Genomic DNA, 14,929 nt, shown 5'->3' on the forward strand with positions numbered 1-14,929 from the left:
GAACCCCAAAAACCCAAAGTAGCGAGAGATGCAGCGAGACCCAGCCCGCAGAACAGGCGCCATCGGAATCCGGGCCTTCTATCGGTCATCGCCCTCGCCCCTCAATCACATCCAGCACCGCGTCGGCGGCGATTTCAGACGGGTCACGGCCCTCGCGGCCCATGAGGTCGAGGGCGGCGGTCTGGCGGCGGGCCTGTTCGGCACGGGCCTCGGGGTCCTCCAGCAAACGCTCGACCGCCGCGACCAGCTTGTCGGAGGTGGCGTCGTTCTGGATGTACTCCGGGGCGATTTCCTCGTCGGCGGCGTGGTTGAACAGGGTCGCATACTTGCCGGTGAAGAAGGGCCGCATGATCGCGTAGCTGAGCGGCTGGAAGCGGTAGGCGATGATCATGGGCGCCCCGGCCAGCGCCAGCTCGGTCGAGACGGTGCCGCTGGTCGCCAGCGCGACGCTCGCCGCCTTCATGGCCGCGTATTTGTCGTCTTCCTCGACCAGATGCACCTTGTCGGGCATGGCGTTCAGGCGCTCACGGACGTCGGCGGCCACGGTGCCGGCCACCACGGCGGCGATCTCCAGATCGGGGTGGAGCGCCTTCAGCCGCCCGATGGTCTCGGCATAGACCGGCGTCATCAGGCGGATTTCCGAAGGACGGCTGCCGGGCAGGACCAGCAGCAGGGGCGCGTCGGGCGCAATGCCGCGCGCGGCCCGGAAGGCGGCCGGGTCGGCACCCGACATATCGACGTGCAGGGCCTGTGAGCCGACCACGGTGGTGGGCAGGCCCTCGCGCTCGAACCACGGCGCATCGAAGGCATAGAGCGCCAGCAGGTGGTCGACCGCGGCGGCCAGCGTCTTGGCCCTGCCGGGGCGCGAGGCCCAGACCTGCGGCCCGACATATTTGATCAGGGGCACATCCGGCATCAGCGCGCGCACCGCCTTGGCCACCCGGATGGTGAAGCCCCAGCTGTCGATCAGGATCACGGCGTCAGGCCGCTCGCGGTCCGCCAGCGCCGCCGTATCGGCCACCCGCTGCTTGACCAGCCCGTAGGCCTTGAGGCCCTCAAGCCAGCCGTGGATCGACAGGTCGGCGATGTCGAACGGGCTGACGATGCCCTCGGCCGCCATCCGGGGGCCGCCCACACCGACGAGGGTCAGCTCATTGCCCAGCCGTCGCTTCAGGGCCTTGGCCAGACCCGCCCCCAGCGCATCGCCCGAAGCCTCGGCGGCCACCAGCATGACCTTGAGCGGGCGGTTCACTGCCCTTCCCCCCAGATGAACAGGCCCAGCCGGTCGGCCGTCTCGATCATGGCGGCGCGATCAATCAGGATCAGACGTCCGGCCTGCCCCCCGACCCCGGCCAGCCCCGCCTCGGCCGCGAGTTCGAGGGTGCGGGCGCCCATGACCGGCATGTCGACCCGCAGGTCCTGGATGGGCTTGGGCGCCTTGCCGAGCGCGCCCTTCGGTAGGGACGGATTGCCCCGGAGGTCGGCCGGAAGGCCTGCGACCCGCCGCAGCATGGCGTCGGTGCCCTCCTGGGCCTCCACGGCGAGCACCAGTCCGTCGCAGACGACCGCGCCCTGGCCAATGTCCAGTTCGCCAGATTTTTCCGCCACATGCAAAGCCTTCCTGAGATCGGAAAGCTGGTCGTCGGTCGGCTGGATGCGCCCAAGCGCACCGGCCGTCAGGGTCTCACCGCCCAGAATGTCGTCCGCCCCCTCGACGGCGAATCCCTCGGCCTCAAAGATCGACAGTATCTTGCGCAGCAGGGCGTCGTCGCCCCTGGTGGCCGCCGCAACGATGCCGGGCAGGAGGGTCGCGCCCTTGAAGTCGGGGCGCAGGGTCTTGAAGTCGGGCCGGTTGACCGTGCCGGCCAGACAGACCGCCTGACAGCCGGCACCCTTCATTTCGGACAGGATGCGACCGATCTCGGCCATGCCGGCCTCGATGCCGGGATAGCGGGCCAGATGGGCATCGGCGAAACCGGCCAGGCGGATGACATGCACCGCTCGACCCTCAACCTCGCAGCGCGCCGCGACCGCCAGCGGCAGGGCCCCGCCCCCGGCGATCAGGCCCAGCTTGCCTCGCTGTGCCACCTCAGTCCTCGGGCAGGCAGAGGGGCCGCCGCGTATCGCGCCGGATGAAGGCGATGATCTCGACGATCTCCGGCAGGTCGGCATAGGTCTCTGCGGCCGCGTCGATGCGCTGGGCGAAGGGCTGGTCCTTGCACTCGAACAGGTCGCGATAGGCCGCCAGCAGGCGCCGGACGGCGGCCTTGTCATAACCCTTGCGCTTCAGCCCGATCAGATTGAGGCCACGCAGGCGCGCATGATTGCCCCAAGCCGAGCCATAGGGAATGACATCGCGCGTAACGGCGGCGAGGCCACCGACGATGGCGCCCTGCCCCACCCGGCCGAACTGGTGCACGGCCGACAGACCGCCCAGGAAAACCCGGTCGCCGATCTCGGCGTGGCCGCCGAGGGTGGCATTGTTGGCGAAGGTGATGTTGCTGCCGACGATACAGTCATGGCCGACGTGGGCCCCGGTCATGAACAGATTGTCCGAGCCGATGACCGTTTCGCCGCTGCCCTGGGGCGTGCCGCGGTTGAAAGTGGAATGCTCGCGGATGGTGTTGCGCGCGCCGATTTTCAGGGTAACCCGCTCGCCCTTGTAGCCGTTGTGCTGCGGGTCGCCGCCGATCACGGCGAAGGGGTGGATGACCGTACCGGTTCCGACGGTCGTATCGCGCGGGATCACCACATGGCTGACCAGGCGCACCCCGGCCTCCAGCGTGACGCCGGGACCGACGGTGCACCAGGGGCCGATCTCGACGTCGTCCGCGATCACGGCGTCGGCGTCGACCAAGGCTGTGGCGTGGATGGACATCAGCGGATTGGCTGGTCGACGGTGGAAGCCATGGCGGCAAAGTCGGCCTCGGCCGCCAGCTTGCCGTCGATGAAGGTCTCGCCCCGGAACTTGAAGATGTCGCCCCGCTGTTTGGTGACCACCACCTTCATGTGCAGCTGATCGCCCGGGCGGGCGGGCTTGCGGAAGCGCACGCCGTCGATCGACATGAACAGGATGACCTTGCCCTCGACCGAAACGTCCAGCGACTTGGACATCAGCAGCGCGCCGGTCTGGGCCATGGCCTCGACGATCAGTACGCCCGGCATCACCGGGTCGATGGGGAAGTGCCCGGGGAAGAAGGGCTCGTTGTGGGTGACGTTCTTGATGCCGGTGATGGACGTGCCGGCCACGAAGTCCTCGGCGCGATCGACCAGCAGGAAGGGGTAGCGATGGGGTAGCCGCCGCATCACCTCGGCATAGTCGATCCGGTCCTCGGCCATGGAATCCTCGTATCAGCCCTTGGTCTTGCTGACCTGTTTGGCCAACCAGACGGCTTCACGCAAGGATTGACGCAGGGGTTTGGCGGGATAACCGGACCAGGTCTCGCCCGGCGGGATGTCGGCCAGCACCCCGGCGCCGCCGGCCACCCGGGCCCCCTCCCCGATCGTGATGTGGTCTCCGATCCCCGCTCGCCCGCCGAACATGACGTTGTCGCCGACCTTCACCGAGCCCGATATTCCGGTGTGCGCCGCCAGCAGGCCATTGCGGCCGATGGTGACGTTGTGGGCGATCTGGACCAGATTATCGATCTTGGAATTCTCACCGATCACGGTGTCGTCGAAGGCGCCGCGATCGATGCAGCTGTTGGCGCCGACGGTCACGCCGTCCTGCAGAATGACCCGTCCCAGTTGGGGGATGTCGACCGGGCCAGAGCGTGAGGGGGCGGCCCCGAAACCGGCCTCGCCGATCCGCGCGCCGGCCAGAATGCGCACGCGGTCGCCGATCAGGGCATGGGACAGGCTGACCAGAGGTCCGATCTGGCAGTTGCGGCCGATCTGCACCCCGGCCCCGACCACGGTGTTGGCCCCGATCCGGGTGCCGCGACCGATGCTGACGCCCGGGCCGAGCACGACGCCGGGTTCAATGACGATACTGTCGTCTTCCAGCCAGGCCGGAGGGCCCGCTAGCGGGTCCAGCGCATGGGGCCGGTGCAGCAGGTCCGCTGCCCGGGCCCAGGCCGCCTGGACCTCGGACGAGACGATGACGGCGGCGCCCGGGGGCGCTTCATCCACGAGGGCTTCGGACAGCACAACGGCCCCGGCGCGGGTCTCGGCCAGGGCCGTCTTGTGTCGACGGTCGGACAGGAAGCTCAGCTCGGACGCGCCCGCCCGGTTGAGCGGTGCGACGCCGGCGATACGGACATCGCCGCCCCGCACGACCCGGTCACCGATGGCGGCGGCCAGATCGTCGACCGTCCGCTCCGGGAGGGTCTGAAAGAAGCGGGCGTCCGGCATCCCTGCCCTTCGGCTATTATTGCTGGGGCTGCTGGACCGGCACCGGCATCCGGTTGAAGGACAGCGACGGCAGCTGCGCGTTCAGGCGCTGGATCACCATGTCGGTGATGTCCATCTGCGGATTGGCCTGATAGACGGCCTCGCCGCTCAGCAGGATGCCACAGCCACGCTCCTGGTAGACCGCCACCAGAATGGGGTCGATGGCGCGGGCGATCGCCACGCGTTGCTGCGACAGGGTGTATTCCAGCTCCTGACCGCGGGTCTGTTCCAGTTGCTCGGCCTCGGCCATGCGCTGCTGGACGGCCTGGCTGCGCTGGGCGAACTCTTCCTGCGGAATGGAGCCGCGGCCCTGTTGCAGCGCCTGGATCTCGGTGCTGATAGCCTGACCATAGGGGGCCAGTTCGTTGATGACCTCGTCGGTCAGGCGGCGCATGCCCTGTTGCACCGACTGGCCAACCGTGGACTGGGCCATCAGGCGGGCGTTGTTGTAGACGCACAGGCCGGGGATCACCGGACCGGGGTTCTGCGGGCCAGCGGCCTGGGCCAGAACCGGCGTGGCCGTCAGGGTAGCCAGGGCGACGGCGGCGATTGCGAACAGTTTCATGGTTTTACTCATTCAGCGGCGTCGGAAGTGACGCCTTCTAGAACTGGGTGGAAGTCGAGAAGCGGAAGCTCTCGGTCTTGTCGTAGTCCTCGTGGGCGAAGATCTTGGAGATGTCGAACCGGATCGGCCCCACCGGCGCACGCCAGTGGATGCTGATGCCGGCAGACCCGCGAATGGCCAGATCGTCAACGATGCGGGTATTCCGCAGGCCGGTGACCGGATCGAACAGATAGCGGTCGTCCAGCACGCCAACGGTACCCACATCGGTGAAGACCGAGGTGCGGATGCCGTATTCCTCGGGCAGGCCGTTGGGGACGGTCATCTCCAGCGTGCCGATCACATAGAAATTGCCGCCGAGCGCGTCGGTGGTCAGCGTGTCGCGCGGGCCAAGACCGGCGGTCTCGAAGCCGCGGAAGCTGTTGCCGCCCTTGAAGAAGCGGTCGTTGATCCGGACCGGATCGCCACCCCAACCGGAGACATAGCCGGTCTGGAACTGGGCGGTGACCACCCACTCCGGACGGACGCCCCAATAGGCCGAGGCTTCGGCTTCGGTACGGAGATAGTTCACGTCGCCGCCCAGACCCGCGAGGTCCTGACGCAGTGTGCCGACCCAGCCGCGCGTCGGCCGCACGGGGTCGTTCCGGCGGTCAACCAGGATGGTGTAGCCCGCCGAGGAGTTCACGAAGGAACCGACCTGATCACAGAGGGCGGATGAGCCTTGGCCTGAACCACCACAGAAGCTGTTCGGGACGATCACCTCGTCCGCCTTCAGGAAGTAGCGGGTGCTGAGCAGGGTGTAGCCGTTCAGCGGATAGGACAGGCGCAGGCCCGCGCCGGTCGAGCGATAGTCGTAGGACGAGAACTCGCTCAGGTCATAGCGCGAGTGGAACAGGTCGAAACCGGCGCGCAGGTCGCGGCCCATGAACTTCGGCTCCGTGAAGCGGAAATCCAGGTTCTGGCGCAGCGAACCCCACTCGACGCGGGCGACGACCGACTGGCCGCGGCCGCGGAAGTTGCGCTCCGAAATGCCGAGGTTGACCACGAAGGAGTCGACCGAGCTGAAGCCGGCCCCCACCGACAGCTCACCGGTCGGCTGCTCCTCAACGGTGACGTTGACGATCGAACGGTCCGGCGCCGAACCGCGGACCTCCTCGACGGTCACTTCCTTGAAGAAGCCCAGGCCGCGCAGGTTGTTGCGCGAGCGCTCGACGAGGGTGCGGTTGAAGGCGTCGCCCTCGGTCAGCGCCAGTTCACGGCGGATGACCGGGTCGATGGTGCGGGTGTTGCCGACCACATTGATGCGCTCGACGTAAACGCGCTGGCCCTCGCGGACGTTGAAGGTCACGTCGACCGTGTCGGTCTCGGGATTCGGGCGATAGCTGGGTGTGATCTCGACGAAGGCATAGCCGGCCGAACCGGCGGCATAGGTCAGGGTATCGACCGCCTGCTCGATCTTGGAGCTCTCGTAGAGGTCCCCTTCCTGAATCGGGATGATCAGCTTGAGGAAGTCGGCGTTCAGGCGGTCGTTCTCGGTGACCACCTCGACAGTGCCGAAGTTGTAGCGGTCTCCCTCGTCCACCGTCAGGGTGATCGCGAAGGCGCTGCCGTCCGGCACCAGTTCGGCCACCGCCGAGACGACGCGGAAATCATAGTAGCCGCGGTTGGTATAGAACTCGCGCAGCTGCTCGCGGTCGTAGTCCAGCCGGTTGGGATCGTAGTTGTCGTTGCTGGTGAACAGGCGCCACCAACGCGACTGCTTCGAAACCATGACCTCGCGAAGTTCACCGTCGGAGAAGGCCTGGTTGCCGATAAAGGTGATGGCCTGCAGGCCGGTTTCCGGGCCCTCGTCGATCTCGAAGATGACGTCGACGCGGTTCTGTTCCAGCTGAACAATCTTGGGCGTCACGCTGGCCGAGATGCGGCCGGACAGGCGGTACAGCTCGACGATCTTGCCGACATCTTCCTGGACGCGGGCGCGGGTGTAGATGCCGCGCGGGCGAATGGTGACTTCCTCGCTGAGCTTGTCGTCGCCCAGCGCGCCGTTCCCCTCGAAGATCACCTGGTTGATGATCGGGTTCTCGACGACCTCGACGATCAGCACGCCGTTCTGGACGCCCATCTGCACGTCGGCGAACAGGCCGGTGCGCGACAGGGTCCGCACGGCCACGTCCAGCACGACCGGGTCGACCATGTCGCCGGGACGGATGGGCAGATAGGACAGGACGGTCGCGTCCTCGATCCGCAGATTGCTGCCGCGCACCTCGATTGCGGTCACCATCACCCGGTCGTCGCGCACCGGATCCTGGGCGGTCTGCTGGACGTCCGGGGTCGGCGGCGGCGCTTCCTGGGCCAGGGCCGGCCCGGCCAGACCGGCGGCGAGCACGAGCGCCACGGCGCTTGCACGACCGGCAAAGGCAAAGGAGCGGGAAGAGGAAGTGTGGTGCATCACGGGTCCCATCGGGGGCTGGCGCCGGCTCATCAAGCGAGCCCGCCGAGGAATTTGAACAGATTCAGCTTTTGTAGATCGTTCCAGGTGGCGAACAACATCAAACAGGCCAGCAAAGCAAGACCGACCCTGAATCCGGCCTCCTGATAACGTGCCGCGACAGGCTTCTTGGCAACAGCTTCATAGCCATAAAAAACCAGGTGACCCCCATCCAGGATCGGGATGGGCAACAGGTTTAGAAAGCCAATTCCGATCGAAAGTATGGCAGCAAAGCTGGCCATGGTCAGAACCAGGTTGAAAACGGTGGCGCCGGGGTCCGGATTGGCCTCGACCGCCGCAGAAGTCAGGGCCCCCGATGCCTTGGCGATGCCGATCGGCCCGCTCAGCTGGTCACCGCTCTCGCGACCGGTGAAGATTCGGCCGATGTAGCGCAGGCTGGTGCCCAAGACGTCCGCCGTCTGGGAGACCCCCTCGCCCACCGCTGCCAGCGGGCCATAACGCACGTGCCGCACTTCATCCACGGCGGGCAACAGGCCAAGGCCAATGCGTCCGACCGAGATGCGGCCCCCGACAGGGTCGACCACGACCTCGCGCTCCGGCGTGGCCGTCAGCGTCACTTCGGCCCCGTCGCGCTCGACGAGAAAGCGCAGCTGGTCGCCGCTACTCAGCGACACGATCCGGGTCACATCGCGCGAGTCATCCACGCGACGCCCGTTGATGCCGGTGATCAGGTCCCCTTCGCGGAAGCCGGCCGCCGCCGCGGGGCTGCCCTCACTGACCTGGGCCACCCGCGCGGGCAGGATCTGCACGCCGATCAGCGAGAACAGCAGGGTGAAGATGAAGATGGCCAGCACGAAATTGGCCAGCGGCCCGGCGGCCACGACAAGGGCGCGCTGCCACACGGGTTTGAAATGATAGTAGTCGCGGAGCGCGGCCGGACCCTGCTCGGCGACGATGCGGCCCTTAAGTTCGGCCAGACCGGCCTCGTCCGGAACGCTGGAGGGGTCGAGATCACCCGAGAATTTGACGTAGCCCCCCGCCGGGATCCAGCCGAGGCGCCATTCGGTACCGTGTTTGTCGGTACGGCTGAGAAGCGCGCGACCAAAGCCGATGGCAAACCGGTCGATCTTGACGCCAAAGGCCCGCGCAACAAGGAAATGGCCCAGTTCGTGGATCGTGACCACAACGGTCAGGACCAGCAGAAACGGCAGGACATAGAGCGGCACCTGCGCCAGAAACTCCAACATTCGGTCGCCCTACTCCCCCTGGTCGATCCGGAATCGGATCACGCCGCCTGTCCTCGTCGGTCCAGACAGGTCCGGGCCAGACGCCGGGCCTGTTGGTCCACAGCCAGGGCCACCTCGCAGGCATCCCCGGTCGCGTCGGCAAGGCCAGAGGCCGACGCCGCTTCAAGCGTGTCGGCTATGACTGCGGCAATATTGAGAAAGGCCAGACGGCGGTCAAGGAAGGCCAGGGCCGCGACCTCATTGGCGGCATTGAAGACCGCCGGGGCATTGCCGCCGGCTTTCAGAGCCTGCCGGGCCAGGTCCAGAGCGGGGAAACGCTGGGTGTCCGGGGCCTCGAAGGTCAGGCTGCCCAGCGCGACCAGATCCAGGGGCGGCGCTTGCCACGCCATGCGCCGGGGCCAGGCCAGGGCATAGGCGATCGGTGTGCGCATGTCGGGCGGGCCCATCTGGGCAAGCGTGGACCCATCCACACATTCCACAAGGCTGTGGATGATCGACTCCGGGTGAACCACCACGTCGATTTTCGCCTCGGGCATGGCAAACAAATAGGCGGCCTCGATCATCTCGAGCCCCTTGTTGGCCAAGGTGGCGCTGTCGACGGAAATCTTGGCGCCCATGCTCCAGTTGGGGTGGGCCACGGCGCGCTCGGGCGTGACCTGGGCCAGCTGGCTACGCGGCGTTTGGCGGAAGGGCCCCCCCGAGGCAGTCAGGACCAGGCGTTGGACATCCTGCGGCCGGTCGTGGGGGAACACCTGATAGATGGCCGAGTGCTCGGAATCGACCGGCAACACCCGCCCTCCGGCCGCCAGCGCCCGGGCCATGAGGGCCGGACCGCAGCACACCAGACTTTCCTTGTTGGCCAGGCCGAGCACCGCCCCGGTCCCTGCCGCCGCCCAGGCCGAGCGAAGGCCGGCCGCGCCGACGATGGCCGCCATGATCCAGTCGGCCGGGCGCAAAGCAGCCTCGACCAGGGCGTCGGCCCCGGCGCTGACCCCGATCCCGGTCCCGGCAAGCGCCTGCTCAAGCTGCGGACGCAGGTCCTCGTGGGCGGTGACGACGATCTCGGGCCGCCAGCGGCGCGCTGCCTCGGCCAGCCGGGCAATGTTGCGCCCGCCCGTCAGGGCCACGACATGGAAGCGCTCGGTGCCCGCGCGCTCGGCCTCGTCCATCAGGGCGAGCGTGGAACTGCCGACCGAGCCGGTCGCGCCCAGAACCGTGATGCGGCGGGGGCTCACGCCGTGGCGTCCATCAGGATGAAAATCAGGCGGCCGGCCGCCATGACCACGGCGGCGAACATAAGGCCGTCGACGCGATCCAGCAGACCCCCGTGCCCCGGAATCAGGCCCCCGGCGTCCTTGACGCCGAACCGGCGCTTGATGGCCGATTCCCAGAGGTCTCCGGCCATGGTCGCAAGGGCAGCGGCGAGGCCCAAAACCAGACCCCAGAAGGGGTGCGGCACATCCAGCGGCAGGACCCAGGCGATCAGCCCCCCGGCCGCGGCGCCGGCGACAAGGCCGCCCACGAAGCCGGACCAGGTCTTGTTCGGGGAATATCGGGGCCACAGCTTGGGCCCCTTCAGCAGGCTGCCGACCATGAAGGCCGCCACGTCCGATGACCAGGCGACCACGAAGACCAGAATGGTCCAGCTAAGCCCCACCATCGACTGGCCGTCGCGCAGCCAGATTAGCAAGATCGCGGGCCAGCCGAGGTAGAGGACGCCATAGGCCGCATCCAGACCCTCCTGCCCGATCCGTCTGGCAAACAGGCCGGCGGCAGCGGCGGCCAGCACCAGGGTGACCAGGGCGGGCGACATGGCCCCCGTGTCGGCAATGGCGGTGACAGCGACCAGCGACAGGGCCACCGCCCAGAAGATTGGCGTGGGGCGCCCGGGGACGCTCATCTCGGCCCACTCGCGGGCCAGCAACACACAGGCCGCCAGCATGATGGCGAGGAACCACAGATTGCCGGCCCAGATCGCCAGCACGGCCAGAGGCGCCAGCACCAGCGCCGACACCACCCGCATGCCCAGATTGCCGAACGGAATGGCCATCAGGACGCCACCGCCGAGGGCTCGGGCGCGCGTCCACCGAAGCGTCGGTCCCGACGATGATATTCGCCGACCGCCGCGTTCAGGGCTTCGGGGCCATAGTCCGGCCAGAGGATGTCCTGGAACACCATCTCGGCATAGGCGGCTTCCCAAAGCAGGAAGTTGGACAGCCGCTGCTCGCCCGAGGTGCGGATGATCAGGTCGACCGGCGGGCCCCTATGGGTCGACAGGGCCCCGTCGATGTCAGCCTCGGTGAAGGCGGGGTTCGCCTCTCCACTTTCCGCCGCGCGGCGCGCAAGGCGGTTCATGGCGTCCACGATGTCGGCGCGGCCGCCATAGTTGAACGCCACCTGCAGCAGGAAGCGGTCGTTATGCGCGGTCTCACGCTCGGCACGATCGACAATGGCGGCGATATCGTCGGGCAAACCCTCACGGCGGCCGAGGATATGGATGCGCACCCCTTCCCGCTTCAGCCGGTCGAGATCGCTGCCGACATAGGCGCGCACCAGCCCCATCAGGTCGGAGACCTCCTCGGCCGAGCGCTTCCAGTTCTCGGTCGAAAAGCCGAACACCGTCAGGCACTGGATGCCGAGGTCGGCCGCCGCCCGCACGGTGCGTTTGAGGGCCTGCACACCCTCGCGGTGGCCCATCGCCCGGGGCAGACCCCGCGCCGCCGCCCAGCGTCCGTTGCCGTCCATGATCAGGGCGACGTGGTCCGGTCCCGTGACCGTGTCGGCCCGGGCGGAGGAGGACTCTGACGCGTGAGGGGGCCCCGAGGTCGTCACACCTGCATGATCTCGGCTTCCTTGACCTTCATCATCTCGTCGATGCGCTTGATGGCCGCGTCGGTGTCCTTCTGGACCTCGGCCTCCATCTTCTTCTGCTCATCCTGACTGATGTCGCTGGCCTTCTCCGCCTTCTTGAGGTCGTCGTTGGCGTCGCGGCGCACGTTGCGCACAGCGATCTTCTGCTGCTCGGCGTATTTGCCGGCCAGCTTGACCAGGTCGCGACGGCGCTCCTCGGTAAGCGGCGGGATCGGGATGCGCAGGGTCTGGCCATCGACGACGGGGTTGAGGCCGAGCCCGGCCGAGCGAATCGCCTTCTCGACCGACACCACCATGCCCTTGTCCCAGACACTGACGGTGATCATCCGCGGCTCGGGTACGCTGATGGCCGCGACGGCATTCAGGGGCGAAGTCGAGCCATAGGCTTCGACCTGAACCGGATCGAGCAGGCCCGCGTTGGCCCGGCCGGTGCGCAGACCGGCGAACTCGTCCTTCAGCGCGGCCACAGCCTTGTCCATGCGATCGCGGTAGGATTTCAGATCGGGTTTGGCCATTTTGTCCTCGTTGCAGGTCTGTTCGTTCAGCGGTCGCTTCTAGCGCCCGACTGGATGACGGTGAAGGCACCCTCGCCGCGAAGCACCTTGTCGAGCGAATCGTCCTCGCGGATCGAGAAGACGACGATGGGGATGCCGCTGTCGCGCATCAGCGCCACAGCCGAGGCGTCCATGACCCGCAGGTCGCGCGCCAGCACGTCGTGATAGGTCAGGGTGTCATAGCGGGTGGCCGAGGCGTCCTTCTTGGGATCGGCGCTGTAGACGCCGTCCACACTGGTACCCTTCAGAAGGGCATCGCAACCCATTTCGGCCGCGCGCAGCGCCGCCCCCGAATCGGTGGTGAAGAAGGGCGCGCCCACGCCGGCGGCAAAGATCACCACCCGGCCCTTTTCGAGGTGACGCAGGGCGCGGCGGCGGATGTAGGGCTCGGCCACGGCATTCATGGTCAGGGCGCTTTGCACCCGGGTCTGGACGCCGATCTTCTCAAGCGCCCCCTGCATGGCCAGGGCATTCATGACGGTCGCCAGCATGCCCATATAGTCGGCTGTGGCGCGCTCCATGCCGGCCGCCGCCTTGGACACGCCGCGGAAGATGTTGCCGCCGCCGATCACCAGACAGATTTCGACGCCCTGCCGCGCGACTCGGGCAACGGCCTCGGCCACCGAATCAACCGTGCCGATATCGATGCCGAATCCCTGGTCCCCCATCAGGACCTCGCCCGACACCTTCAGCAGGACGCGCTTGTATCGATATCCGGACGAGGGTGAGGGCATGATCTATCCGTCAACAGGAAGCCGCGCGAACCGGCGGCCATAAACAAGGGGCGCGTGGGCCTTCAAAGCCCAACGCGCCCCCGTATGCAACGCTCCGATCACAGATCGGAACGGTATTCGACCAATCGGGCCTTAGCCGGCGGTCATCGACGCCACTTCGGCGGCGAAGTCCGGGCCTTCGACCTTTTCGACGCCCTCACCCAGCGCCAGACGGACAAAGCCGGCCAGCTTCAGGTTCGACGAGCCGAGTTCCTTGGCCATGTCGGCGACCAGTTGCTCGACAGTGACGTCGGGGTTCATGACGAACGGCTGCTTGGACAGCACCACGTCCTTCTGGAACTTGGCGATCTGGCCCGAGACGATCTTGTCGATCATGTTCTCGGGGCGACCTTCTTCCTTCGCCTTCTCGGTCAGGACAGCGCGTTCCTTCTCGATGGCGGCGGGGTCCAGATCGTCGGTGTTGAGCGACAGCGGCGCCGTGGCGGCGACGTGCATGGCGATCTTGCGGCCCAGCTCTCGCAGGGCAGCCTTGTCACCCGCGCCTTCCAGCGCGACCAGCACACCGATGCGGCCGACGCCCGGCGACACGGCGTTGTGGACGTAGGAGGCGACGACGCCTTCCTCGACCGACAGGCGCGCGGCGCGACGCAGCTGCATGTTCTCGCCGATGGTGGCGATCAGGCGGGTCACCTCGTCCTGGACGGTGGTGCCGTTCTCGAGCTGGGCGCCGTGGATGGCCTCGACGCTGTGGTGCTCCAGACCCAGCTGGGCGAACGACTTGGCTGCTTCCTGGAACAGGTCGTTGCGCGCCACGAAGTCGGTTTCGGCGTTGAATTCGATGGCAGCACCGATTTCGCCCTTACCGTCTTCACGGGTGGCGACGGCAACCAGACCTTCGGCGGCGACGCGGTCAGCCTTCTTGGCGGCCTTGGACAGGCCCTTGGCGCGCAGCCAGTCGATGGCGGCGGTGATGTCGCCGTTGGTTTCCTGCAGGGCCTTCTTGCAGTCCATCATGCCCACGCCCGAACGCTCGCGCAGTTCCTTGACGAGGGCGGCGGTGATCTCGGCCATGTTCAGTCTCCTGATATTCTGAATGCGGGAACGGCCGGGCTGGTTTAGCCCGGCCGCGTAACAGTTTGGCGGTCGCGGAGAACCGCCTGGCGTCAGGCCTCGGCCTTGTCCGTCTCGGCAGCTTCCGGAGCCGCTTCCTCGGCGGCCGGAGCGGCGGCTTCGGGCTCGGCTTCAGCCGGAGCGGCCTTGGTGCTCAGGGCCGGCTCGGCCGGAGGGGCTTCCGAGGCGCCGATGTCGACGCCCGAGGCCGACTGGCCGGCGGCCAGACCGTCCAGAACCGCGTCGGCGATCAGATCGCAGTAGGTCTGGATGGCGCGCGCGGCGTCATCGTTGCCCGGGATCGGATAGGTGATGCCGTCCGGATCGCAATTGGTGTCGAGGATGGCGATCACCGGAATGTTCAGCTTGCGCGCTTCCAGGATGGCGATCGACTCCTTGTTGGTGTCGATCACGAACATGATGTCCGGCAGGCCGCCCATGTCCTTGATGCCGCCCAGCGACAGCTCCAGCTTGTCGCGCTCGCGGGTCAGGGTCAGCAGTTCCTTCTTCTGGCGGCCTTCGCCACCGGTTTCCAGAAGGGCGTCCAGTTCACGCAAGCGCTGGATCGAGCCCGAGACCGTCTTCCAGTTGGTCAGGGTGCCGCCGAGCCAGCGGTTGTTCATGTAATATTGGGCGCAGCGCTTGGCGGCTTCGGCCACCGGATCCGACGCCTGACGCTTGGTGCCGACGAACAGCACGCGGCCGCCCTTGGCCGCCACGTCGCGCACGGCGACCAGCGCCTGGTGCAGCAGCGGGATCGACTGCGACAGGTCGATGATGTGAATGTTGGAGCGCGAGCCGAAGATGTAGCGCTCCATCTTCGGGTTCCAGCGGTGGGTCTGGTGGCCGAAGTGGGCGCCCGCTTCCAGCAGGGTGCGCATCGAGAATTCAGGCAGAGCCATGATCGTAAAGTCCTTTTTCCGATTCAATCCGCCGCAGACGGTGAAAAGGACCAAATGGCCCCTCGGAACGGCCCGGCCGGGATGTCTCCCCGGACGCGCCACGCCTGC

The 14,929-nt window shown here is 67.2% G+C and carries 15 protein-coding genes; all 15 read right to left on the reverse strand.

The window, feature by feature from the left end; translation table 11 throughout:
- Positions 1–85: 85 nt before the first annotated feature.
- The gene (gene lpxB, locus LC068_RS02440; RefSeq protein ID WP_226634243.1) at positions 86–1,252 is read right to left on the reverse strand and encodes a lipid-A-disaccharide synthase; all 1,167 of its coding nucleotides are present in this window, start codon (positions 1,250–1,252) and stop codon (positions 86–88) included.
- Complete coding sequence (gene lpxI / locus LC068_RS02445; protein ID WP_226634245.1) at positions 1,249–2,088, reverse strand: UDP-2,3-diacylglucosamine diphosphatase; 840 nt, start codon at positions 2,086–2,088, stop codon at positions 1,249–1,251. The genes lpxB and lpxI overlap by 4 nt, the downstream gene beginning before the upstream one ends.
- A 1-nt stretch (position 2,089) precedes the next feature.
- Positions 2,090–2,878 (reverse strand): acyl-ACP--UDP-N-acetylglucosamine O-acyltransferase, encoded by a 789-nt coding sequence (lpxA, locus tag LC068_RS02450; protein ID WP_226634248.1) that lies wholly within the window; start codon positions 2,876–2,878, stop codon positions 2,090–2,092.
- Positions 2,878–3,339 (reverse strand): 3-hydroxyacyl-ACP dehydratase FabZ, encoded by a 462-nt coding sequence (gene fabZ, locus LC068_RS02455; protein ID WP_226634250.1) that lies wholly within the window; start codon positions 3,337–3,339, stop codon positions 2,878–2,880. The genes lpxA and fabZ overlap by 1 nt, the downstream gene beginning before the upstream one ends.
- 12 nt (positions 3,340–3,351) lie before the next feature.
- Positions 3,352–4,353: a UDP-3-O-(3-hydroxymyristoyl)glucosamine N-acyltransferase gene (lpxD, locus tag LC068_RS02460; protein ID WP_226634253.1), complete on the reverse strand. Its 1,002-nt coding sequence runs from the start codon at positions 4,351–4,353 to the stop codon at positions 3,352–3,354.
- 16 nt (positions 4,354–4,369) lie between these two features.
- Complete coding sequence (locus LC068_RS02465) at positions 4,370–4,957, reverse strand: OmpH family outer membrane protein (protein WP_226634255.1); 588 nt, start codon at positions 4,955–4,957, stop codon at positions 4,370–4,372.
- Between the two features lie 37 nt (positions 4,958–4,994).
- On the reverse strand, positions 4,995–7,403 hold the full coding sequence (bamA, locus tag LC068_RS02470; RefSeq protein ID WP_226634257.1) for an outer membrane protein assembly factor BamA: 2,409 nt from the start codon (positions 7,401–7,403) through the stop codon (positions 4,995–4,997).
- A 32-nt stretch (positions 7,404–7,435) separates the two neighbouring features.
- The gene (gene rseP / locus LC068_RS02475; protein ID WP_226634259.1) at positions 7,436–8,650 is read right to left on the reverse strand and encodes an RIP metalloprotease RseP; all 1,215 of its coding nucleotides are present in this window, start codon (positions 8,648–8,650) and stop codon (positions 7,436–7,438) included.
- A gap of 38 nt (positions 8,651–8,688) precedes the next feature.
- Entirely contained in the window at positions 8,689–9,885 is a 1,197-nt protein-coding gene (gene dxr, locus LC068_RS02480) for a 1-deoxy-D-xylulose-5-phosphate reductoisomerase (RefSeq protein ID WP_226634261.1), read from the reverse strand.
- Complete coding sequence (locus LC068_RS02485; protein WP_226634263.1) at positions 9,882–10,700, reverse strand: phosphatidate cytidylyltransferase; 819 nt, start codon at positions 10,698–10,700, stop codon at positions 9,882–9,884. The genes dxr and LC068_RS02485 overlap by 4 nt, the downstream gene beginning before the upstream one ends.
- Complete coding sequence (uppS, locus tag LC068_RS02490) at positions 10,700–11,395, reverse strand: polyprenyl diphosphate synthase (protein ID WP_404825194.1); 696 nt, start codon at positions 11,393–11,395, stop codon at positions 10,700–10,702. The genes LC068_RS02485 and uppS overlap by 1 nt, the downstream gene beginning before the upstream one ends.
- A gap of 83 nt (positions 11,396–11,478) precedes the next feature.
- Positions 11,479–12,036, reverse strand: coding sequence for a ribosome recycling factor (frr, locus tag LC068_RS02495; RefSeq protein WP_209120154.1), 558 nt, complete (start codon positions 12,034–12,036; stop codon positions 11,479–11,481).
- Positions 12,037–12,062: 26 nt separating this feature from the next.
- The gene (gene pyrH / locus LC068_RS02500; protein WP_226634265.1) at positions 12,063–12,809 is read right to left on the reverse strand and encodes a UMP kinase; all 747 of its coding nucleotides are present in this window, start codon (positions 12,807–12,809) and stop codon (positions 12,063–12,065) included.
- 132 nt (positions 12,810–12,941) lie between these two features.
- Positions 12,942–13,880: a translation elongation factor Ts gene (gene tsf, locus LC068_RS02505; protein ID WP_226634266.1), complete on the reverse strand. Its 939-nt coding sequence runs from the start codon at positions 13,878–13,880 to the stop codon at positions 12,942–12,944.
- A 92-nt stretch (positions 13,881–13,972) separates the two neighbouring features.
- Positions 13,973–14,821 (reverse strand): 30S ribosomal protein S2, encoded by an 849-nt coding sequence (gene rpsB / locus LC068_RS02510; protein ID WP_226634267.1) that lies wholly within the window; start codon positions 14,819–14,821, stop codon positions 13,973–13,975.
- Positions 14,822–14,929 lie beyond the last annotated feature (108 nt).

The organism is Brevundimonas poindexterae, assembly GCF_020524625.1.
GTDB classification, from domain to species: domain Bacteria; phylum Pseudomonadota; class Alphaproteobacteria; order Caulobacterales; family Caulobacteraceae; genus Brevundimonas; species Brevundimonas poindexterae_A.